Below are 21,434 nucleotides of genomic sequence, written 5' to 3' on the forward strand. Positions count from 1 at the left end.
TACTCTTAGTGGCCGCGCATTTACCGAGTACATCCCAGCAGGATGAACTGCCATCGCGGCTAACAATAGCCTTACAGAGCTGTAATATGCCCACCAATCATCAACACAGTGCCGAAAAACACGTCGGGCACATCCATAACTTGCTGCAAACTGGCGCCCTTAAGCAGGTCAAGCAATCCATTCGTGTGCTTAGCCCTGTTCAACTAGCCCGTGTTATTGAGTCATCCCCTCCACCAACGCGCAAAATTGTGTGGGAATTGATTGGCAAAAAAACACGTGCCGAGCTACTCGAAGAGCTCCCCGAAGATATCCAAGCTCACTACTTGGCCGAAATGAATACGGCAGACCTCGTTGAATTGACCGAAGTCATTGAAACAGATGATATCGTCGATATTTTGCAAAACCTGCCAGATCAGATTACGCAGCAAGTTTTAGAAGCCATGAGCGACCAAGACCGCGAGCGTGTCACCACAGTACTGGCCTACCCTGAGAATACCGCAGGAGGGTTAACCAATACCGATACTATTACCGTTAGGCCTAAATTTACACTCGATGTTGTACTGCGCTACTTGCGCCGCCACGATGAATTACCACCGTCGACCGATAGCCTAATCGTCGTGAATAAAAAAGATATGTACTTAGGCTTATTACCCTTATCAACGCTACTCACGCAAGCGGGCGATACCACGGTGCGCGAGGTGATGCTGACCGAAGCCGATCCTATTCCAGCGGATATGCCCGATACCGAAGTCGCTAAATTATTTGAGCAAAACGATTGGGTCTCAGCACCGGTGGTGAATGAACAAGGCAAACTCATTGGCCGCATCACTATTGATGATGTCGTTGACGTGATACGCGAAACCGCCGATCACTCATTTATGGGCGCTGCAGGCCTCGATGAAGAGGAAGACACCTTTGCCACCACCGCCAAAACCACCCCAAGGCGTGCACTATGGCTGGGTATTAACCTATTAACTGCACTACTGGCATCAAGTGTCATTAACCTATTTCAAGGCACCATTGATAAAGTGGTGGCACTGGCTGTCTTGATGCCTATTGTTGCGAGCATGGGCGGTGTTGCAGGCTCACAAACACTCACTGTGGTTATTCGCGGTATGGCTCTTGGGCACATTAGTCGCAGTAACCTAGGCTGGCTACTCAGCCGCGAGGTGCGTGTAGGCTTCCTTAATGGCGTGCTATGGGCGCTCATTATGGCCGCTATTGCAGGACTGTGGTTTAGCGACTGGCGAATCTCGTTTATTATTGCCACCGCCATGGTGATTAACCTTATCACCGCAGCCTTTGCCGGCGCCCTTTTACCCATAGGGCTCAAAAATTTACGCATAGACCCCGCACTCGCCGGTGGTGTCACCCTAACAACCATTACCGATGTTGTTGGTTTTTTTGCCTTTTTAGGTTTGGCTACTCTTTTTTATGCCTAGCCATACTCAGCACCAAGACAAAAAACCAAGAACATTTTTGCTTTAATATATATTGAATAGACTAGGCTACGGCCACAACAGGTTTACCCATGAGTCACGACAAAACCCCTAAAAAAGATAAGCCCATCAAAGACGATAAGCGACAAACGCCTTTTATTCATGGCTATACCGAACCCGAAGAAGAGATCATCAGCAAAACGGCCGTTAAAAAAGAATGCCTCGCACTCCAAGAGCTGGGGGAAGCGCTCACTGAGCTTAAAGACGATTTGCTCGCGCGCATTCCTCTTGAAGAGCCACTCCTATCGACCATTCTAGAAACGCGTCGCATTACCAAAAATGGCGCTAAGAAGCGTCATATGCAGTTTATCGGTAAGTTAATGCGCGCCGCCGAACACGAAGCGATTAGTGAAGCTTATCAGGCCATCGTCGATGAGCAGCAAAACGATGCACGTCAATTACACATCGTCGAGAGCTGGCGTGACCGTTTACTAGACAGCAACGATAAAGAGGCGCTCGCCGACTTTTTTAACGCCTACCCACATGCCGACCGCCAGCAAATCAGGCAGCTAAGCAAAAACGCTCAAGCCGAACGCGCCAAAAACAAGACCCCCACAAGCGCGCGTAAACTATTCCGCCTATTACGCGAAACGTTAAAATCTCTTAATACATAAATGCCGCCAAATAAGGGGCGATGCATGGCAGAGCGCGCTAAGCGTTCGTGTTTTTGCCTTAGCCCTCAACTTTTATTGACCGCTACAATTCAGTCCCTGTCTGTTAAACCCAAATCGGCTAAATCCTCTTTTTACACTAACTCTTTTCACTGATCTTGTTAGCTTGGCTTTAAATTTAGTTTTATCTGACCCGCCAGCCCTAAAAGTCAAATAGACCTATAGAGCCAAATACGCTAACCTGAGCGTGCTGTTAGTCACTTAAATACACTATCAGTAAACACATTCAGTAAAGCTGAAGCCGCTCAACCCTATGATCGGCTGGCTTTTAAAAAATGGAGTATAAAAATAATGAAACTACTATTTGGGCTGATTTTCACGCTATCGCTCAGCATGTCTGCGAGTGCCCGTGACTTTACAACCGTCACACCCAATGCCTCTAAAGAAGCCAAGGCGCTATTAAGCTACTTATACACAATATCTGGCAAACAGATTCTCACCGGTCAACACAATGCGCCACTGAATGGTTCAAACCGCTTAATGGGTTTACATAAGCAAGTTGGCGAGTACCCAGCCATTTTTGGACAAGACTTTGGGTTTAGTGAACCGGGCTCTTGGGATGGCATTAACTTTCGTCAAAATATTGTAGATGAAGCCATCCGCCGTCACGACCAAGGCTTTATTATTACTTTAATGTGGCATGCCGTAGCCCCTATACACGATGAGCCACAAACCTTTGAAAATTCTGTTCAAGCCAAACTCACCGATCAACAATGGCAAGAACTGCTCACGCCAGGTACGCATTTGAATGAACGCTGGAAATCACAAGTCGATGTTATTGCTTGGCATCTTAAACAGTTAAAATATGCCAAAGTCCCCGTCCTATGGCGCCCATACCACGAAATGAATGGCTTTTGGTTTTGGTGGGGTAAACGACAAGGCCCAGAAGGCTATGCCAAACTTTGGCGTATGCTGTTTGATCGCTTGGTCAACTTTCACCAATTAGATAACCTTATTTGGGTTTGGAATGCTAACGAAGTCAAAGAAAACGTTCCCGATTACAAACTTTTTTATCCGGGCCATGATGTGGTTGATGTATTAGCCACCGATGTATACAGCGGACAATACAATAAAAACAATTACGATCAAATGGTGGCATTAGCCGAAGGCCGCCCTATTGGCTTAGGTGAAATTGGCAAGTTACCCACCACCGACATGCTTAACCAGCAGCCTCAATGGGCGTGGTTTATGAGCTGGCGTGACCCTGATAACTTTTTTTGGAACGATAATGACTCGCTAAAGCAGTTATTTAATTACAAAAAATCCACCGGCCTACATGAGCTGCCATGGGTTAACGCCCCAAAAGCCGTGCGACTGCATCAGCCTATTCTTAAATAAATGATCTTTTGAGATATTATCTTAATAACAATATCAATGGGCTACTTTATATTTGCGGTAGTCCATTTTTTTTGGGCCAAAAATTTATGTTACAAACATCATCACCCACAACCAACAGCTTGATTAACCCACAAGAAATAGAAGCACACTTAAAAACACTGAGCCAGTGGTGGTTAGAGCACACCTTAACCGACGACAAATACACCTTTGTTGGCGAAGTATCACACGACGGTATCGCTAATCCCAAAGCCAATAAAGGCATCATTTTAACCACCCGCATGTTATGGTTTTTTAGCGAAAGCGCAAAAACCTATCAGCACATTGATGCCGTACATTCACAAAAACTCGAAGCCGCAGCAACTGTCTTATTTCAATTTATTTGTCAGCATTTTATTGATAAAGAATATGGCGGTGTTTTTTGGGAACTCGATTGCTACGGTAAACTTATTAATGGCCGTAAACAAGTCTATGCACAAAGCTTTGCGATTTATGCCTTTGCCGCCTATTACACACTGACTCACAACTCAGCAGCTTTAGAGCAAGCAATGGTTTTATTTTCGTTAATCGAGCAACACAGCCTCGATACGATTCATGGTGGCTATCACGAGGCACTCTCGCAAACCTGGGGGCCATTAGAAGATCTGCGATTAAGCAACAAAGATCTCAATAGCGCTAAAACCATGAATACACACCTGCATGTATTAGAGGCTTACACAGGCCTTTTCAGTGCACATAAAAATAGCGCATTAAAAATTGCCCTCACCCGCTTATTAGCCTGTTATGTCGATCGTTTTTATAATGATGACACAGGTCATTTTAAAATGTTTCAAAGTATTGACTGGCAAGATGAGTCTACGCACTTTTCTTATGGTCACGATATCGAAAGCAGCTGGTTAGTGTGGGAGGCCGCCGAGGCCTTAGAAGACCCCTCAATTCTGAAAAAATATAAACCGATAACTGTAAAGCTGGCCACAACCTGTATGCAGGCAGGGCTTAATCAAGATGGCTCGGTTATGGACATGCATAATATTGCACAATGCAAAGATATTCCCGAGCGCATTTGGTGGGTACAGGCCGAGGCGCTGGTTGGCTTTACTAATGCTTATCAATTAACCGGTGATTCCCGCTTTGCAACAACAGCCCATACAGTTTGGGCGTTTATTAAAGATCAAATTGTTGACAACGTAAAAGGTGAGTGGCATTCAATGGCCCAAAAAGATCAACACGCAAACTACAAAGAATACAAGGTCGGTTTTTGGAAAGGGCCTTATCATAATGGCCGAGCCTTGCTAGAGCTATACCAACGTGCAACGCATACACAACACTAACCCTTTCACACTCAAAGTGACCCAGTAATATATAATGTAAAAAAAACGGCAGTGCTTTATACGCGCTGCCGTTTTTTTAATCATCGCCAATAAATAGCGTGTTAAACACACGCAGACTGACGGCTTTTTTAGGGAGTGACAACCAGTATTTTACCCGCAGAATCGATACCATGATTTTTGGCATTGGGCGAGGTTAATACATAAAAGCGACCATCAGCGGCCTCATTCACCGTTGACTGTCTAAATTCATCGCGCTCACTACCAACAATAGGATCGCCAATCGTATGCGACGTATTGGTTTGCAATGTAATAAATGCACCCGCATCAACCGTACCTGCAACATCATATGACGAAGCAGCAATCATTAAGCGATTACCACTCAGCTCAGTAATAGAGGTTGAAGCAAAATCTTCGACCGTTTTACCCACTGTCGGGGCGCCGACCCACAAGCCTGTTGCACCATCGAGTAATCGAACCGAGCCTACAGCCTCATTACCAAACACCTCAAGCGACGAAACAACAGCAACATTATTATTACTCAGTGCAATAACGCCTCTGTTACCCAATTGCGCGTTTGTGTTTTTTCCTGTTGTGGGCTGCCCAATCACTGCGCCTGTTGTGCCATCAAATAAAGTAATCGAACCTGCATTTTCAATCCCCTCTACATCGTCTCTCGAGGCGGTAAGCACAAAGTTACCATTAGCCAATGTGGTTAATATCACGCGCTCAAAATCATCTTTATCATCACCCAGTACCGGCATACCAATACGTTCACCTGTTGCCCCATTAACCAACTGCAAGGCGCCTACATTTTCTATGCCACCAGCATCGACACCAGAAGAGACCACCACATAATTATTGGTCGCTAAAGCGGCAATACCGCCATTGCCAAAGAAGTCTTTAGGCTGCCCACCGGTCATCGCATCACCAATAACTTGGTTTGTTGTGCCATTAATTAATTTGATAGAACCTGAGTCTTCGATATTGGTGTTGGTATTATCAAGCGGGGTTAGCAATACATAATGGCCATTATTTAACGGAGTAATCACATTGCGCGATAACACACTCAGTGAAGGCTCAATAAGCGCATCGCCTATTTGTGTATTATTTTCACCATTAATTAATCGAATAGAACTTGGGTGATCAGCACTCCTAGAATGAACCACAAAATGACCGTGACTTAATACCCGAGTAGATTCGCTACCCAGTTGATAATTAGCCGCATTCCCCATCAACGTGCTACCGACTTGATCACCTGTTGTTTCATCAAATAAGCGAATAGCGCCAGCATTCTCAAGGCCGACCGCATCACTCATTGGCGAGACAACAACAAACTTGCCATTACCGAGTGATAAAACATCAATTTGACTAAACGCCTCGACGCTTTCTCCTGAAATCGTACTGCCTACCTGCAAACCGCTATCGCCATTAACCAAGATAACCGAACCTGCGCCACTGACACCGGCGGGGTTAAAGCTACGGGATGCAATCGCAAAGTTATTATTTTCAAAAACGACAATACCCGCATCACCCATTTGATCCGAAGTCTTCACGCCTTCAAATACGCTTATTTGTATGCCTGTAACGCCATTAATTAATTTAACCGATCCCACAGAGGAATCACTTGGAGTATTATCGCTTACCGATGCAATAATAAAATTGCCATTGGGTAATGCATAAATGCCATTGCTACCCAAAAAGTCATCATCATCATCGCCATTAATCGTCGCTATAATATTTTGCGTACTAGCGTCATACAAATGGACAGAACCAGCTCTTTTGAGACCATTGGCATCATCATCAGGCTTAGCAACAACAATATTACCATTGGCCAGTACCGCCACCTCATGACCGTATTCCACCAGCGCACTAGGATTGGGGTCGACCAATTCATTTATCGAGAAATTAGCCGTATTGCTCACACTGCTCGCGGTTCCCATATTGTTATCAACACTGACACTGCTATTAGCAGCTGAGCTACTATTAGCGGCTGAACGACTACTGCTGGCGCCGGTACTCACGGTGCTACTGGCAGTGCCCGTATCTGATGTTGTTGAGGTGCTATTGGGGGTATTACTACCGCCACCACCACCACACGCCGAGAGTAAAACCAAAGAACAAACACCTACCGATATACGCTGTGATGATAAAAATGACATCATTCCGCTATTAACCCCTCTAAAAAGTATTTTTAGAATTATTCGACCTAAGAAAGACAGATGTTATTCATTAAAGAGGGATCGACAATATGACACAAATTACCTCAATCTGTCGCAAATATGCCCATTCATATTACAATACTGGCATGTAAATGCGAGCTTAAAAATAACACTAAGTGTGCGCTACCTCACCATCTCTGAATTCATGATCATCATTAATCACTGTATTCACTTTCAATACCAGCCCGTCAAACACCTGACTTAGCGTCAGCAATAATAAGCGTATACTTTATTGCTGTTTTTATTGCAGTAAGACCGCCCGACCAAAAGCGTAATAATATCTGTATTTAATTCAACATATCGCTATGCGCACGTTAAAAAGACACCCTCTAATGAATACGTATTCATATTGCTGAGGCTTGCTACTTCGGTCATATTTAACCCATTAGATATGTCTAAATTGTGGTGATTGACACACACTTCATCACACTTTTTATACAGGCCACCCAGTATCTACGGATAAAAAAACTGCTAAAAATAATAAAAAATGGCTGTTTTTACATACTCGCACCATGCGGGCCTGCGTAGATGTATCTATAAAGCCCTTGCGCACTGCTGAATAATTTAAGCAAAGCCAAAGGCACGATCCACTTTAACGCTAAACCCTTTAAAGGCAGTCATACAAACATTTTTGTATGCTTTTAGTCATTTTCAGTTTTTAACAATAATCAATAAATTTCATCGTTACTGTTTAACTCTAATCAGTAACAGCACATAGCAGTAATAGCCTAGCAGTAATAGCCTGTCTATTACTTCACTCAAATGTCTCTCTGGTCTGGAGCGCTAATATGCGCTCATGTGCCTGAGTGTTTTTCAAAAAGGAAAACGCCATGAGTCGTATTTTCATATTTTCTACCAACTTACTCAAATTTGTAGGTAGAAAGCGATTATTGACCGCTCAAAAATGGGGGCGGCAACTCACCTCAACACTTGTGATTGCCGCTTGCCTACTTCCCATTCCTGGATTGGCTGCGCCAAGTACTTGGAATGAGGCGTACTTTAGAGGTACCGCCAACAACTGGGGCGCCAGCCCTATGACTTATGATGAGACCAACAGTGTTTGGACCATCACGCAAACCTTTAGCACCAATAACCCACGCTTCAAAATTGCACGCTTTAATAATTGGAACGAAGCTTACCCTAATGCCGACTTTTTGATTTCAACAGGCCCAGGGGACTACACCATTACCTTTAATGATGTCACCAAAGAAATTCAAGCCAGCCTTACCACTTCTGAACCTGATCCCGAGCCAGAGCCCATAGGCGCAAATACGCTGTGCTTTGATAATGCTCAAAACTTTGCAGAGCCCACCATTTACTACTGGGCGGCCACCCCCGAAGACTCACTCAATAATTTACCCCAGTGGCCTGGACGCGCCATGACAGCTGTAGGTGAGTACTACTGCTTTGATTTTACGCCCTACTTAGGCGCTGGCAATACACTGCCCACCCGCCTCAATATCATATTTAACAACAAAGGCGCCAACCAAACGGGCGACTTAACCTTTAACGGCAATGCCTGCTACCAAGACAACACTTGGGTAAGCTTGTCGGCATGCGGATTTGATACAGCGCCAACGCTCAGTGCTGAAGCCGGCGACAATCGCAGTGTCGCCCAAGGCGCTAACACTGTACTCTCGGCCGCAGGCTCACAAGGCGCTTACACCTCAGCTACCTGGACCAGTAGCGCTTGGCCCGGCGCGCTAACAGGCTCGCCAACTGTAACACCGGCATTAAATACGGTCGGCCAACATGTCGTGACCTTAACACTCAGTAACGGCACAACCACCGTACAAGACACCTTTACATTAACCGTTACCCCCGCAGATACCGGCCATGGTATGAATCAAAGGCCAGAGCTTGCACAACCGCTAGCGTTTCCTATTTCGGGCAACGTATCAGCAGGTAATTACCGTTTCGAAAAAGCCTTTCCTAATTTAGATGGGCAGTTTTTATCACCGGTTATGATTTTGCCCGACGGCATTAATGATTTGATTTTTGTTGTCGATAAACCCGGCTCTATTTTTGTTTTTCCTAACAAAGAAACCGTTACCTCAGGCGAAGTGCGCGAAGTATTAAATATTCAATCAAATGTGCGCAACTACCATGAGCAAGGCCTACTTAGCATGGCTTTTGACCCTAACTATGCCACCAATGGTTTTATCTACATTTATTACATTCAGGGTAACGATGATAACGAGCAAGCCCCCAACGGTGACCATGGCGATGCCATTTTAGAACGCTGGACAATCAACAACCCCAGCAACCCAACCCGCGTTGTGCAAAATTCTAATGTTGAAGTGTTGCGTATTGAGCAACCGGGCCCCGACCACAAAGGCGGCATGATGCAGTTTCATCCCGAAGACGGCTACTTGTACCTCAGTGTGGGCGATGGTGCTTACGGCCATAGTGCCATTACCCCCTTCCCCGATGTTGATGGGCGCACCAACAATAGCGCGCAAGATACGACTAATTTACGTGGCTCATTAATTCGTATTCAACCGCTAGAATTCCCGCTGAACAATCAATATTACACCGTCCCTAACGACAACCCTTTTATTGGCGTTGCAGGCTTTCGGCCCGAAATTTACAGCTATGGCCACCGCAACCCTTGGCGCTGGTCGTTTGACACAGAAGCCCCTTACACGCTTTGGCAAACAGAAGTAGGCCAAGCTGGTTTTGAAGAAGTGAATGTCATTCAAAAAGGCAAAAACTACGGTTGGCCAGTCTGCGAAGGTACCACCAACCGCCAAGAGCTCGGCGGCGACCCCGCTAAAAACTGCATCACCGATTTTGAGCCGCCGCGCGAAGGCTACTTTCAACCCGAAGGTTTCTCAATTATTGGCGGTATTGTTTATCGAGGCAACAAATTACCGGGTTTAACAGGGCGCTTTATTTTTGGTGATTATGTCACTAAAAAAATATGGTCTATTGTTGATGGAGACGCCAAAGCGCTCATTAGTGATGCCTTTCCCGAAAACATCGTGTCGTTCGGTACCGACCTCAGCGGCGAAGAGCTGTTTGTCTCAACCTATGGCGTTGAGTACGGTGGTAATTCGACTATTTATAAAATTGTTGACGACGATGCAGAGGCCGCTGTTATCCCAGCCAAATTATCGGCGACAGGTTTGTTTTCTGACTTGCGTACATTAACCCCAGTGAGCGGCGTTATTGAATACGAGATCAATAGCAACGGTTGGTTTGACGGCGCGCAAACCCAGCACTTTATCTCTATCCCTAACGATGCCACCATCGACTTTGATGCAACCGGTGATTGGGCGCTGCCTGTTGGCTCGGTGGCCGTTAAACATTTAAGTGTCAAGGCCGCCGGTAATACACAAAAGCCCTTTACGACCTCTGTACTATTTAAGCAGGCAACGGGTAACTGGCAAGCCGCTAACTATTACTGGAACGCAGACGGTACTGATGCCGATCTTGTCACCCAAACACGTGATGTCTTAGATGGCGGCATAGACCCGCGTATGCGTGCCGTGCAAGCCTCTGCCGATTGCGGCTCCTGCCATACCGGTAGCGGCAGTAAAGAGCCTTTAGCCCTGCATACTCGCCAATGGAATAAAGACTTTGATTATAACGGCGTCATCGATAACCAATTAGAGGCCTTTGATTATGTGGGCTTGTTTAGCGATAACATTGGCAGTGCCGATAGCTACGACCGTTACGCCGCCATTGATGATACGCGCCAAAGCAGCGGTCAACGCGCCCGCGCCTACCTTGATACTAACTGCTCGCATTGTCATTCGAGTGGGTTTATGGATTTGCGCTTCGATACCCCGCTAGCCGACACACGCCTGATTGACCCCAGCAGCACAGGTAGAGCACGCCTGCGCCCGTTTGAGCCTAATAATAGTTTGATTTACATCTATCAAACCAGTGATGGCAACCGCATGCCTAAAGGCTCTCGCCATACCAACCCACAGGCACAAGCGCTTTTTGAGCAATGGATTAACGCCGCCGATGCGCAGCAAATCGGCTTAGCGTTAAACAGCAACAATACACGCTTTTTGCTTGGCGATACCCTAAATGTGACGGTAACGGCCTTATTAGATAACGACTTTCAAACCAATAAGACCGGCCCTATTATTTGGTCATCGAGCAACAGCAATGTGATTAATACCGCAGGGCTGACCGGCAATACACTCACTATTGCACTCGATACTGTTGGTGAGACGACTCTAAGTGCTCAAGCCGGTGGCGACTCAGCTTCTTTGTCGATTACTGTGACCGACTCCGATGTGTCAGTCACTAGCTTAAAGATAGCTCCCTCAACTGTAGCGTTAGTAGATCAGCAGCAATTAGTCGCTTTTGGTACGCGCAACGACGGCTCAAACATTAACCTGTTTGGCGAGGTGACATGGGAGGTTACCGGCGGCACCGATGCAATAACAGTTAATAGCACCGGCTTAGTAACCCGCATTGCCAACGGCAACGGCCAAGTAACCGCTCGCTACCAAGGAGTCGCCCAAACGCTAGACATTACCCAAGCACGCCAAGATTTTGTGCTGCAGTACGACAATACTAATTCTAATTGGGCCCAAGTCTCGGCTTATGTATGGACCGAAACCAATGGGCAAGTCACGGCCGTTGCCGATTGGCCGGGTATTCCTATGACGGGGCCAAATGCCGACGGTATTTGGCGCTATACCGTTGCCCCTGATGTGCTGGTTAATGGCGAAGTGAATGTTATTTTTAATAATACCAACGGCGACAAAACCGATGACCTGCTAGGCATTAAACAAGCATCAATATATAAAGATGGTATGTGGGAGCCCTTAGCACCCAGCACGGCGCTCTCGCGTTTGGCCATTATTGCCGGTAGTACACCCAGTGGCGCACTCGATTTTGCTGTGGGTAGCGTAGTGACGGTAACCGCTGATACCCCTCCTTTAGGTACACAATTTAACGGCTGGAGTGGTGATGGCATAGCTTACATAATTAGCGACCCCTCACAAACATCTATTCAAGTACTCATTCCTGAACAGGGTATTTCGCTACAGGCCAAATTTAACGCCGATGCCACCGACTACAGTGCCGCGCGTACCTTGTATGCCGGCAACTGCGCACAGTGTCATGGTGCCGATGGTTCTGGGGGTGTTTCGCTAGCGATTAACCAGCTACATACTAGCAACCGCTATACACAAGATTCGCTCTCGAGCTATATCAGTAACTTTATGCCACTGGGTAACCCCAGCGCGTGTACCGGTACAACACCTGGCGACTGTGCTTTTAGTATTGCCAAAATGATACTCAATGACGAATGGAGTGCATGCAGCGGGTCAGAGTGTGTGGGTACAAGTTTAGATACACGCAATCTGCGCTTACTCACGCGCACCGAATATCTCAACTCTGTACGCGATATTTTTGGCATCGCCTTTAGCGATACCATTATGTCGTCGGTACCGGCCGATGGTACTTTTAGAAACTACACCACCGCCTCAACTTTGGTAGCTGACAACGACCGAACCTTAGGCTTTGATATTGCCGCCAACGAAATCGCGAATATTGCCATTGCTGCAACAGGCTTTAATGGCTTAGCCTCTGGTTGCGGTAATAATAGAGTGTGTACGGTGCAGCAACTTGGCCGTAAAATATTCCGCCGACCATTAAGCAACGCCGAAGCTCAGCGCTATGCCGCTTTATACGATGCCCGCGAAGATGGTGTAACGGTGGTGCAAGGGCTCTTAATGTCACCGCACTTTATGTACCGCTCAGAACTCGGCGAGCTGAATCGCACCACAGGCTTGTACGAGCTCACCGACTACGAGATGGCCACGTTATTAGCCTACACTTTTTGGGTGACTACACCCGATGCAACATTGCTCGATGCAGCTGAAGCAGGCAATTTAAATATCGAGCAGCAAACACGGCGTTTACTGGCCGATCCTCGTTCAGAGCAAGGGCTAAGACGGTTTGCCTCGGGCTGGCTCATCAACAATCAGTACCCCTTCCCAGCCATTACCCGCGCTAGCCTTGTTGATGCTTTTAAAGAAGAGACCATTCGCTTTGTGATGGCAGGCATTCGTGATAATGCACCGTTTAATACTTTGCTCAGTGCCGACTACACCTATGCCAATAGCGAGCTTGCGGCGCATTACGGTATTGCACCTACTGGCAACTGGACGCGGGCATTTTTCCCGGCAGATGATGAGCGCTCGGGCTCGGGGCTTTTAGGGCACGGCAGCTTTTTAGCATCGCGTACCAGCACCGTAAACCCCGCCCCCATTAAGCGTGGTGTATATGTACGCGAAGCCATTATGTGCCAGGAGTTTCCGCCACCGGCTGCTGCTAACTTCGATATTACCTTCGAGCCTAGCGATAGTAACCGCGACGCTACCTCAAGGCATACCGCCGACCCAGCATGCGCTACTTGCCATCAATATATTGACGGCGTAGGCTTTGGCTTTGAGCGCTTTGATAGCAGCGGCCTATACCGTACAAGCGAAACCCTAGGTAATGGCACCGCGCAACCTATCGATGACTCAGGCTCGATTAAAAGTTTGTATTCACCCGAAACCGTACTCGATCCCGATAGTACAAGCTTCCCTTACTTTTCGGTGCCCGAGCTTGCGGCATTGATTGCCGATAGCGGCCAAGGCGAGGCATGTTTTTCTCGTCAATTTTACCGCTATACCGTAGGACGTAACGAAAGCAGTGAAGGCGATGAGCTCTTAATTCGTAGCTATAGCCAAGATTTGCGCAACGGCGGTGGCATGCTCGATATGCTTATTGATTTAACCACTTCACAAGCCTTTGGCGTACGTCGCTAATTGAGGAGAACACAATGAATAACATGACCCATACCGCGCGACGTAAGTTTCTTTTTGGTTTGGCAAAAACCGGGGCACTTTTGCCTTTTGCCAGCCAAATGTTAGGCCAAAAAGCACATGCTGCCGGTGGCGCAAAACGCGTACTTTTTATGTATTACCCTAACGGCGTGGTCCCTCACGCTTGGCGGCCGCAGCAAGATAACGGCTCTATCTCAACCAGCTCAGAACTCAGCTTTGGCTTAGGGCCGCTAACACCTTGGCACAATAAGATGATTGTGCTCAAAAATTTAAATTTAGATGTAGGCCCCGGCGCTGGCGCGCACTATAACGATATGCGCGGTATTCTCACCGGCAATAATCAAATTGATTTTAATGGCGCCAGTATTGATCACTTGATTGCCGAACAACTCGGCAATGAGGGCGTCTTAAGTTTGGGGGTGCGCACCGGCCCCAAGCAAGACATTATGATTTCTAAACCCCGTGGCTACGACAGTAAAAGCCGCCCTATCCCCAATAATAACCCACGCGATGTCGCCAATAAGTTGGCTTTGCGGATTGGTCCAAGTGAGGGAATTTCTGATTCTAAAAAGGCGATGTACGAAGCCATTTTGTCGGACTTTAATGGTCTAAGTGACGCCACACTCACCAATGCGCGCCAATCTAAGATCGACTTTCACACCAATGCCTTAATTCGCTTACGCGACCAAGCGGGTACACAGGTGGGTGAATGCGGCTTTAGCCCTGATGCCCTCGCCGACCCTTACGCGCAATCGAACAATGCGCTATCACAAAGCGAGTGGCAAATGTTCCCGCATTTAGCGCGCGCGCAGGTCGACAATATTGTAGGCGCCTTTGCCTGTGGCCTACACAAAGTGGCTACTTTGCAATTATCAAAAGGGGATGAAAACGGTAACCTTGTTAATTACTCTTTTGATGAGTGTTGGCAAATGGCGCAAGATGCATTGGCCCAAGGCGTTAAACCTGGCCCGAATCAGCAACCGGTCAGCGCCATGACGCGCTGGTATAACGAGCATGCAAGCCATAGCGCATCGCACAACCCCGGTGCTGTGCCCCATGTCGCGCAAGTGCGCTGGTACCATTCTTTATTAGCCTACACGCTAGAGCAGCTGCAAAGCAAGGGCATGCTAGACGACACTCTGGTTGTATTGTTTTCAGAAGTGGGCGAAGGCGCTAAACACGGCGGTGCCGCCGGCAGTGTAACGCTTGCCGGTGGCGCCAGCGGCGAGGTGGAAATGGGCCGTGTTATTTACTGCGGCGACGGTAATAACAACGGCAACCGCGTATGGGGTACCCATCAGTTGTTTGGTGATATTGCTAGGCTGGCAGGCGCCAATAATATCGGCGGCCCTTGGTCTGGTGGAGTTGTGTAAAGGTAAGTATTCATATTGCGCTTGAGTAACGACAAGCAATAATACTGAGTGATCGATGAAAAGCACTCCAATAAAAGCGATAGGTATAAGGCTTTTGTTGGGGTGTTTTTTTTGATTAAGTAAGAATGCGAGCGGGGCAAATCATAAATGCGGGAGTGATAAAACCGTTATTCGTCGATGGATGCGACTGTTTCGTGGGAGCCCTTTAACACTAAAAATGCTACAAAATAAGCCCTTAAATGACACTGAGCAATGTAAAGCGGATGAGTTAGTTGAGCAATGGCGTGGTCGTCTGTGTGATATTAGCTGGCTTATGCGCTGTTTAAATGAGCATATTGCTAAGCTAGCCAATGCCGAAGATAAGTGTACCGGCCGGTTTTGGGAAGGGCGTTTTAAAAGCCAGGCGTTGCTGGATGAGCAGGCCATTCTAACCTGTATGACGTATGTCGATTTAAATCCTGTGCGTGCGGGTATGGCGCAGTTGCCAGAGTCGAGTGATTTTACCGCTATTGCGCAGCGGATCAAAGTTCTTGCAAGGGAGAGCCGCGCTAAAAAAGTATCGCATAAAAAAGGGGCAAATAAGACTGTTTCAGCACCAATTAAATTGGCAAAATTTTGTAGGCCACCAGTTAAAAGTACGATGCCTATTATTGATGCTGTTCATCAAGGGCAGCGAGCGACGGGTGCTATTCCTTTTTATTGGCAAGACTATCTTGAATTAATTGATTGGGCAGGGCGCGCGATATTACCGAATAAAACGGGGTATATTCACCAGAGTTACCCTGCAATACTCGACCGCTTAGGGATTGATGCCGATGATTGGCTCGATAATATGCCGAAGATTGAATCCAGCTTTCACCATTGTATTGGCGCAGAGGAGTTTTGCAACGTGTGCAAAAAAAATGCATCAGCAGTGGATTAAAGGGCTAGCCGCTTCAAGAAAAATATTGGGTTAACGTTATTTTCCATAATTTAAACGCTGTATCTAGTATTCTTTTTGTATTGATGATTTATTAATGGGCGCTATTTTTTAGCCTGCAGTTAAAGCTCCCCCGTAATACCTCCGCACTAAAGTGATCTGTGAGCTTTGTTTTTTTTGTTTTGTTTTTATTACAATTTGGCCAGCTTTGGGGCTGATTAGTTTATGCGCAAAGTTTTTTGGGTGCCCTCAAAATGTCTTTCATGTTCAGCGATTCAATTGAATTCGACCTGTCTGAATATATACCCTAACGCCATAATTAACACGGTGTTGATAGCTGGAAGTAATAAGACTATAATTCCGCGTTTTTTAGGTTGGGCTGTTCTAGCGGGTGTTTTTTTGTGGTGGGTGTCCCTGTATTATGACTTTGATTGGTATATTAATGCGGCGCTAGTCAAGGCCAAAAAGGCCGGTAAAACTATTGATTATGAAAGGTTGGGTGACCTTTATGTACCACAGACGACAAATACGGCTTTCCATGCAAAATTCTGGGTAACTGAAAACGAGGATATTGTGTTTTGCGAAATAGCTAGCAGGACAGGCGGAGCCATGATCCCATTTTTATTTAAAGATAACTTTGGTCTAGATCTTGATAAACAGTGGTTATTAGCGGAATGCAACTTAAGCTCTCCAATTGATTACAATTATAATCAGGGAGGGTGGATTACCGTACAGCCTCAAGTTGGGTTGTTAAAGTCTTTGCCTAAAGAGCCCGAGCCTGAATTTATAATATCTTCATTTTATACGGGCAATGCAGGAATGAAATTCGATGGCGCTATTAAGTCAGGGTTATTCTTAGCAGGATTTGTTGTAAAGGGTACTAACAGTGATGAAGTCTCAGAGAAATTAAAAAGTGCAGCAGATTGGTTTTTACAAAATTGTTTATGGGAGAAATCAATTGTCAATAATTAATGTGAATGATTTACATGGCCAAGTTTTTCTGAATTCAATGGATACTCTTGATTTGCTTGAAGACGACAGAACTCTTTTTATAAACGTGCAGTTTCTATCACGCGTAAAGAAGAGCTCTACCCATAGTGTAAACTACTTTATTCAAGGCTCTGTTCAGGTTAACTTAAATAGCCTACTAGATAGTAGCTTGTATCCCAATATGATGATTGAAACGGATTTGCTTAAGAAGCGATTGTCCGAGCTTGGAGTTTGTACTGATAAAACCATTATATTGTATGAACAAGATAGTATTTACGCCGGCCCAAGACTGTGGTGGATGTTAAAGGCTATTGGTTATCATAATGTATTTATTTTAAATTCAACTTTGAAGGACTGGTTAAGCCAGGGATTACCAACCGATAATACACTAATAGAATATAACAATACCTGTAAAGAAGACGTTGGTGAAAATGGCGAGGCTCAATTATTTTGTAACTCTACGCTAATAGAGAAAGCAATTGGCGACAACAGAAACTTTAGAATCATTGATGCACGTTCAAAAGCTCGTTATTTAGGTCAAGAGAATGAAGCAAGAGCTAACTTAAAATCAGGGCATATTCCAACTGCTTTAAATATGCCTTTTAATATTTTCTTTAGTGAAAATAAAATTATTCCTGTTGAAAATATCGAGGAAGAATTTTTTTCTCGAGGAATAAGCAAAGATCATCATCTTGTTATTTATTGTGGCTCAGGAGTAACTGCTTGTATTGTGGGGGTTTGTGCACTTTCTGCCGGTTTCAAAAATGTTTCTATTTATGATGCTTCTTGGGCGGAGTGGGGATTGAAAGAACTAGGAAAGAAAGTATGTACCAACATAGAGATATGTAGTGAGGATTAATAGTTATGGAAAATAAGTTTGAGCATGTTGATACACAACTAGTTAAAGAAAGCTCTCATTTCAAGCACCATTTTGCAGCTACTCCGATCCATAAAGGCTCTACAGCTCTATATAAAAATGTAACTGAAATGGATGCAGCCCTGAATGATAAATTAAAAAATACTTTCCCAGTCTACGGAAGATTTGGCACTCCTACATGTAGAGAATTTGAATATATAATTTCAAAAATGGAAAAAGGGTTTAATGCTATTTGTACGGCATCCGGTTTGAGTGCAATTAGTTCATTATTTTTGGCATGCCTGTCTAAGTGGTTTTGACCCTTACGCGCAATCGAACAATGCGCTATCACAAAGCGAGTGGCAAATGTTCCCGCATTTAGCGCGCGCGCAAGTCGACAATATTGTTGGCGCCTTTGCCTGTGGGCTACACAAAGTGGCCACTTTGCAATTATCAAAAGGTGATGAAAACGGTAATCTTGTTAATTACTCTTTTGATGAGTGTTGGCAAATGGCGCAAGATGCATTGGCCCAAGGCGTTAAATCTGGTCCTAATCAGCAACCGGTCAGCGCCATGACGCGCTGGTATAACGAGCATGCAAGCCATAGCGCATCGCACAACCCCGGTGCTGTGCCCCACGTCGCGCAAGTGCGCTGGTACCATTCTTTATTAGCCTACACGCTAGAGCAGCTGCAAAGCAAGGGCATGCTAGACGACACTCTGGTTGTATTGTTTTCAGAAGTGGGCGAAGGCGCTAAACACGGCGGTGCCGCCGGCAGTGTAACACTTGCCGGTGGCACCAGCGGCGATGTGGAAATGGGCCGTGTTATTTACTGCGGCGACGGTAACAATAATCAGGGACACCCCAAACATTCTGACGAATAAAAAAACTCAAGGACATACACACCCAAAAATACCTTTCGAGTATAAAGAACCCAAAGCCTAAAGCAAACCGCTATTTGACTGACTCCCCAACCTTATCTAACGTTAAACCATAAAACACTGGATAAGCAGACATGGCACAGCCGCGCAAACAATTGGTTTCGATAGACGATACCGCTTTTTACAACATCACAACGCGCTGCGTGAGGCGTAGTTTTTTGTGTGGCTATGATAAATTTAATGGCAAAAGCTATGAGCATCGGCGCAGCTGGATCGAGCAGCGCATACGGCTATTAAGCTCCATATTTGCCATCGATATCTGCGCCTACGCCGTCATGAGTAACCACCTGCACCTCGTCATCAAACTCAACCCCGAAGAAGCGGCTCAATGGTCTGCCAAAGAAGTTTTAGAGCGCTGGTGCTGTTTGTTTAAAGGGGCGCCGATTGTGCAGCGGTATATGGCCCGCGAGGAACTCTCTAAGGCTGAGCGAGAAGCCGTGAGTGATGTAAGCGATCCACAAACCCCATCTTATAAGCCCAGCGCACTTTCGCTAAGCTAACTGCAAATCATCAATAAAAGGTATGGCAGTATGAATAAGGTCGAATATTGGGGGAAACACATCGCTGACTGGCAGGCTAGCGGGTTATCGCAAAAAGAGTATTGCTCACAGCAGGATATTAAGGCTCACAACTTGCACTATTGGCGGCAGCGACTGAGCGAGGATAACGCACCCAAACCCAAGCTCATTCCAGTGGCGGTGCATCGTGCTGCCCTTGTGAGAGTCCTTTTAAAAGATCACACCATCATTGAACTATCGAGCGATACTTTAGCTGCTGCCCTTATAACGCTAAAAGCGCAGGGCTTAATCCATGTTGCGACCTGATCGCTTGGCACAGGTTTATTTGTATGCAGGTAAAGTAGACATGCGTAAATCAATTAACGGACTGGCGGCTATCGTTGAGCAAGAGCTTGAGCTGAATCCGCTGTCACCCGCGCTATTTGTATTTTGTAATCGTGCGCGTGACAAAATTAAATTATTGTACTGGGAGCGTAATGGTTTTGTACTGTGGTACAAGCGCCTAGAGCAGCAGCGCTTTACCTGGCTTAAACCGACTGACGGCGAGCCTGTTATTATTGATGGTTATGAGCTCAATCTTTTATTGGACGGATTGGATATTTTCAACAACAAACCTCATAACACACTGAATTTCACAGCGATGAGCTAGTATTTTTGGTATAATCCAGCGCATGATTATTCCCTCTAAAAATACAAATTCGGATGAAGTTGAAGCGCTAAAACGATTGGTTTTAGCGCAACAGTCGCTACTGGGGGAAAAGAATAAATCCATCACTCAAAAGCAAGATCGCATCGAACATTTAGAAGAGTTGGTGCGCTCTTATCGCTATCGACAATTTGGTAAAAGTAGTGAGAAAGATTATTCGCAATTCGGATTTTTTGATGAAACGGAATTAGAAGCATCCGAGGAGGCAGAGCTCGTTGCCGTCATCATCGAGTCGGAAGAGTCTGCAGTCATTAAAGCGTCAAAGAAAAAATCAGGCCGCAAAGCGTTACCTAAATCCTTGCCTCGCGTGCACATTACGCACGACCTTCCCGAACATGAAAAAACTTGTGAATGTGGCTGTCAAAAAGACTGCATCCGCGAAGAAACCAGTGAGCAGCTGGACATTATTCCTGCCGTTATTCAGGTCTTGGTGCATGCGCGAAAAGTGTATGCCTGTAAAGCCTGTGAAAGCGGCATTGCCACGGCAAGCCTCCCCAAGCAACCGATTCCAAAAAGTAATGCAAGCGCGGGTCTCTTGGCGCACATTGCGGTCAGTAAATATCAAGACGGCTTACCGCTGTACCGCCAAGAAGCGCAATTCAAGCGAATTAATGTGCATTTACCTCGCAATACAATGGCTAGCTGGATGATTAAATGCGGAAACCTTCTCCAGCCACTTTACAACCTGTTAAATGATCACTTATTAGGCAGTGGTTATGTTCACATGGATGAAACGCGGATTCAGGTCTTAAAAGAAGCCGATAAAACGCCTGAAAGTTTAAGTTATATGTGGGTGCGGCGAACCGGCGATAAGTATCGGCCCATCATTCTTTTTGACTATGATCCGAGGCGTACGACGTGCGCGGCAGAATCACTGCTGCCTGATTATATGGGGTATCTACAAACCGATGATTATGCGGGCTATCACAAAATAGGCCTGCGTGATGATGTGGTCAACTTAGGCTGCATGGCCCACGCACGCCGAAAATTTACCGAAGCACAAAAAGCCGCGCCGAGTCAGAAAGGGAAAATCAGTAAAGCGGATATGGCTGTGCAAATGATTAAAAAGCTGTACGCTATCGAAACTGGAATTAAAGATAAAAGTACGGAAGAGCGCTACCGCATCCGGCAGGAAAAAAGTAAACCGCACCTGCAAAAAATACGTGAGTGGCTCGATAAAGCCCTAGCCACCACCTTGCCCAAAGGCAAAGCGGGAACAGCCATAGCTTATTTAAATAAAAACTGGGAAAAGCTGACCGTTTATATTGATGA

At 46.0% G+C, this 21,434-nt stretch carries 16 protein-coding genes; 15 read left to right on the forward strand and 1 reads right to left on the reverse strand.

Annotated features, from left to right (window positions below):
* Positions 1-86: 86 nt before the first annotated feature.
* The 4 genes from mgtE (at position 87) to AC438_RS06400 (ending at position 4,836) form a co-directional block, all read left to right on the forward strand.
* Positions 87-1,442, forward strand: coding sequence for a magnesium transporter (gene mgtE, locus AC438_RS06385; RefSeq protein WP_053980411.1), 1,356 nt, complete (start codon positions 87-89; stop codon positions 1,440-1,442).
* A gap of 89 nt (positions 1,443-1,531) precedes the next feature.
* A complete protein-coding gene (gene yjgA, locus AC438_RS06390; protein ID WP_082354006.1) occupies positions 1,532-2,113 on the forward strand; it encodes a ribosome biogenesis factor YjgA in 582 nt (193 codons plus the stop codon).
* A 348-nt stretch (positions 2,114-2,461) separates the two neighbouring features.
* Positions 2,462-3,508 (forward strand): glycoside hydrolase family 26 protein, encoded by a 1,047-nt coding sequence (locus AC438_RS06395; RefSeq protein WP_202904717.1) that lies wholly within the window; start codon positions 2,462-2,464, stop codon positions 3,506-3,508.
* Positions 3,509-3,594: 86 nt separating this feature from the next.
* Positions 3,595-4,836, forward strand: a complete 1,242-nt coding sequence (locus AC438_RS06400) for an AGE family epimerase/isomerase (RefSeq protein WP_053980412.1) — start codon at positions 3,595-3,597, stop codon at positions 4,834-4,836.
* Positions 4,837-4,964: 128 nt separating this feature from the next.
* On the opposite strand, the gene AC438_RS06405 is transcribed toward AC438_RS06400, so the two are convergent.
* Positions 4,965-6,998 (reverse strand): hypothetical protein, encoded by a 2,034-nt coding sequence (locus tag AC438_RS06405; protein WP_156317009.1) that lies wholly within the window; start codon positions 6,996-6,998, stop codon positions 4,965-4,967.
* A gap of 887 nt (positions 6,999-7,885) precedes the next feature.
* Here AC438_RS06405 and AC438_RS06410 point away from each other — a divergent pair.
* The 11 genes from AC438_RS06410 to tnpC form a co-directional block, all read left to right on the forward strand.
* Positions 7,886-13,840: a PQQ-dependent sugar dehydrogenase gene (locus AC438_RS06410; protein WP_053980414.1), complete on the forward strand. Its 5,955-nt coding sequence runs from the start codon at positions 7,886-7,888 to the stop codon at positions 13,838-13,840.
* 14 nt (positions 13,841-13,854) lie between these two features.
* Positions 13,855-15,231, forward strand: a complete 1,377-nt coding sequence (locus tag AC438_RS06415; RefSeq protein ID WP_053980415.1) for a DUF1552 domain-containing protein — start codon at positions 13,855-13,857, stop codon at positions 15,229-15,231.
* 217 nt (positions 15,232-15,448) lie between these two features.
* Positions 15,449-16,153 carry a hypothetical protein gene (locus tag AC438_RS06420; protein WP_156317010.1) on the forward strand — a complete coding sequence of 235 codons (705 nt, stop codon included), beginning with the start codon at positions 15,449-15,451 and terminating at the stop codon, positions 16,151-16,153.
* Between the two features lie 222 nt (positions 16,154-16,375).
* Entirely contained in the window at positions 16,376-17,122 is a 747-nt protein-coding gene (locus AC438_RS06425; protein ID WP_053980417.1) for an ATP-grasp domain-containing protein, read from the forward strand.
* The gene (locus AC438_RS06430) at positions 17,064-17,999 is read left to right on the forward strand and encodes a sulfurtransferase (RefSeq protein ID WP_156317011.1); all 936 of its coding nucleotides are present in this window, start codon (positions 17,064-17,066) and stop codon (positions 17,997-17,999) included. Before AC438_RS06425 ends, AC438_RS06430 begins: the two co-directional genes overlap by 59 nt.
* Before the next feature lie 5 nt (positions 18,000-18,004).
* Positions 18,005-18,316 (forward strand): PLP-dependent transferase, encoded by a 312-nt coding sequence (locus AC438_RS06435; RefSeq protein WP_053980419.1) that lies wholly within the window; start codon positions 18,005-18,007, stop codon positions 18,314-18,316.
* Positions 18,270-18,881 carry a DUF1552 domain-containing protein gene (locus AC438_RS06440; protein WP_238376333.1) on the forward strand — a complete coding sequence of 204 codons (612 nt, stop codon included), beginning with the start codon at positions 18,270-18,272 and terminating at the stop codon, positions 18,879-18,881. The genes AC438_RS06435 and AC438_RS06440 overlap by 47 nt, the downstream gene beginning before the upstream one ends.
* 131 nt (positions 18,882-19,012) lie before the next feature.
* Positions 19,013-19,438 carry a hypothetical protein gene (locus AC438_RS06445; protein WP_053980420.1) on the forward strand — a complete coding sequence of 142 codons (426 nt, stop codon included), beginning with the start codon at positions 19,013-19,015 and terminating at the stop codon, positions 19,436-19,438.
* A gap of 30 nt (positions 19,439-19,468) precedes the next feature.
* Complete coding sequence (gene tnpA / locus AC438_RS06450; protein ID WP_053980421.1) at positions 19,469-19,762, forward strand: IS66 family insertion sequence element accessory protein TnpA; 294 nt, start codon at positions 19,469-19,471, stop codon at positions 19,760-19,762.
* Positions 19,749-20,105, forward strand: a complete 357-nt coding sequence (tnpB, locus tag AC438_RS06455) for an IS66 family insertion sequence element accessory protein TnpB (RefSeq protein WP_053980422.1) — start codon at positions 19,749-19,751, stop codon at positions 20,103-20,105. Before tnpA ends, tnpB begins: the two co-directional genes overlap by 14 nt.
* Before the next feature lie 22 nt (positions 20,106-20,127).
* The coding region (tnpC, locus tag AC438_RS06460) for an IS66 family transposase (RefSeq protein WP_053980423.1) at positions 20,128-21,434 on the forward strand (1,307 nt) is incomplete at its 3' end.

This window comes from Marinagarivorans algicola (genome assembly GCF_001292705.1).
Taxonomy (GTDB): Bacteria; Pseudomonadota; Gammaproteobacteria; order Pseudomonadales; family Cellvibrionaceae; genus Marinagarivorans; species Marinagarivorans algicola.

Coding starts and splice junctions, on each gene's coding strand:
- mgtE (WP_053980411.1), top strand. CDS start 87: ATGCCCACCAATCATCAACACAGTGCCGAAAAACACGTCGGGCACATC.
- yjgA (WP_082354006.1), top strand. CDS start 1,532: ATGAGTCACGACAAAACCCCTAAAAAAGATAAGCCCATCAAAGACGAT.
- AC438_RS06395 (WP_202904717.1), top strand. CDS start 2,462: ATGAAACTACTATTTGGGCTGATTTTCACGCTATCGCTCAGCATGTCT.
- AC438_RS06400 (WP_053980412.1), top strand. CDS start 3,595: ATGTTACAAACATCATCACCCACAACCAACAGCTTGATTAACCCACAA.
- AC438_RS06405 (WP_156317009.1), bottom strand. CDS start 6,998: ATGATGTCATTTTTATCATCACAGCGTATATCGGTAGGTGTTTGTTCT.
- AC438_RS06410 (WP_053980414.1), top strand. CDS start 7,886: ATGAGTCGTATTTTCATATTTTCTACCAACTTACTCAAATTTGTAGGT.
- AC438_RS06415 (WP_053980415.1), top strand. CDS start 13,855: ATGAATAACATGACCCATACCGCGCGACGTAAGTTTCTTTTTGGTTTG.
- AC438_RS06420 (WP_156317010.1), top strand. CDS start 15,449: ATGCTACAAAATAAGCCCTTAAATGACACTGAGCAATGTAAAGCGGAT.
- AC438_RS06425 (WP_053980417.1), top strand. CDS start 16,376: ATGCGCAAAGTTTTTTGGGTGCCCTCAAAATGTCTTTCATGTTCAGCG.
- AC438_RS06435 (WP_053980419.1), top strand. CDS start 18,005: ATGGAAAATAAGTTTGAGCATGTTGATACACAACTAGTTAAAGAAAGC.
- AC438_RS06445 (WP_053980420.1), top strand. CDS start 19,013: ATGGCACAGCCGCGCAAACAATTGGTTTCGATAGACGATACCGCTTTT.
- tnpA (WP_053980421.1), top strand. CDS start 19,469: ATGAATAAGGTCGAATATTGGGGGAAACACATCGCTGACTGGCAGGCT.
- tnpB (WP_053980422.1), top strand. CDS start 19,749: ATGTTGCGACCTGATCGCTTGGCACAGGTTTATTTGTATGCAGGTAAA.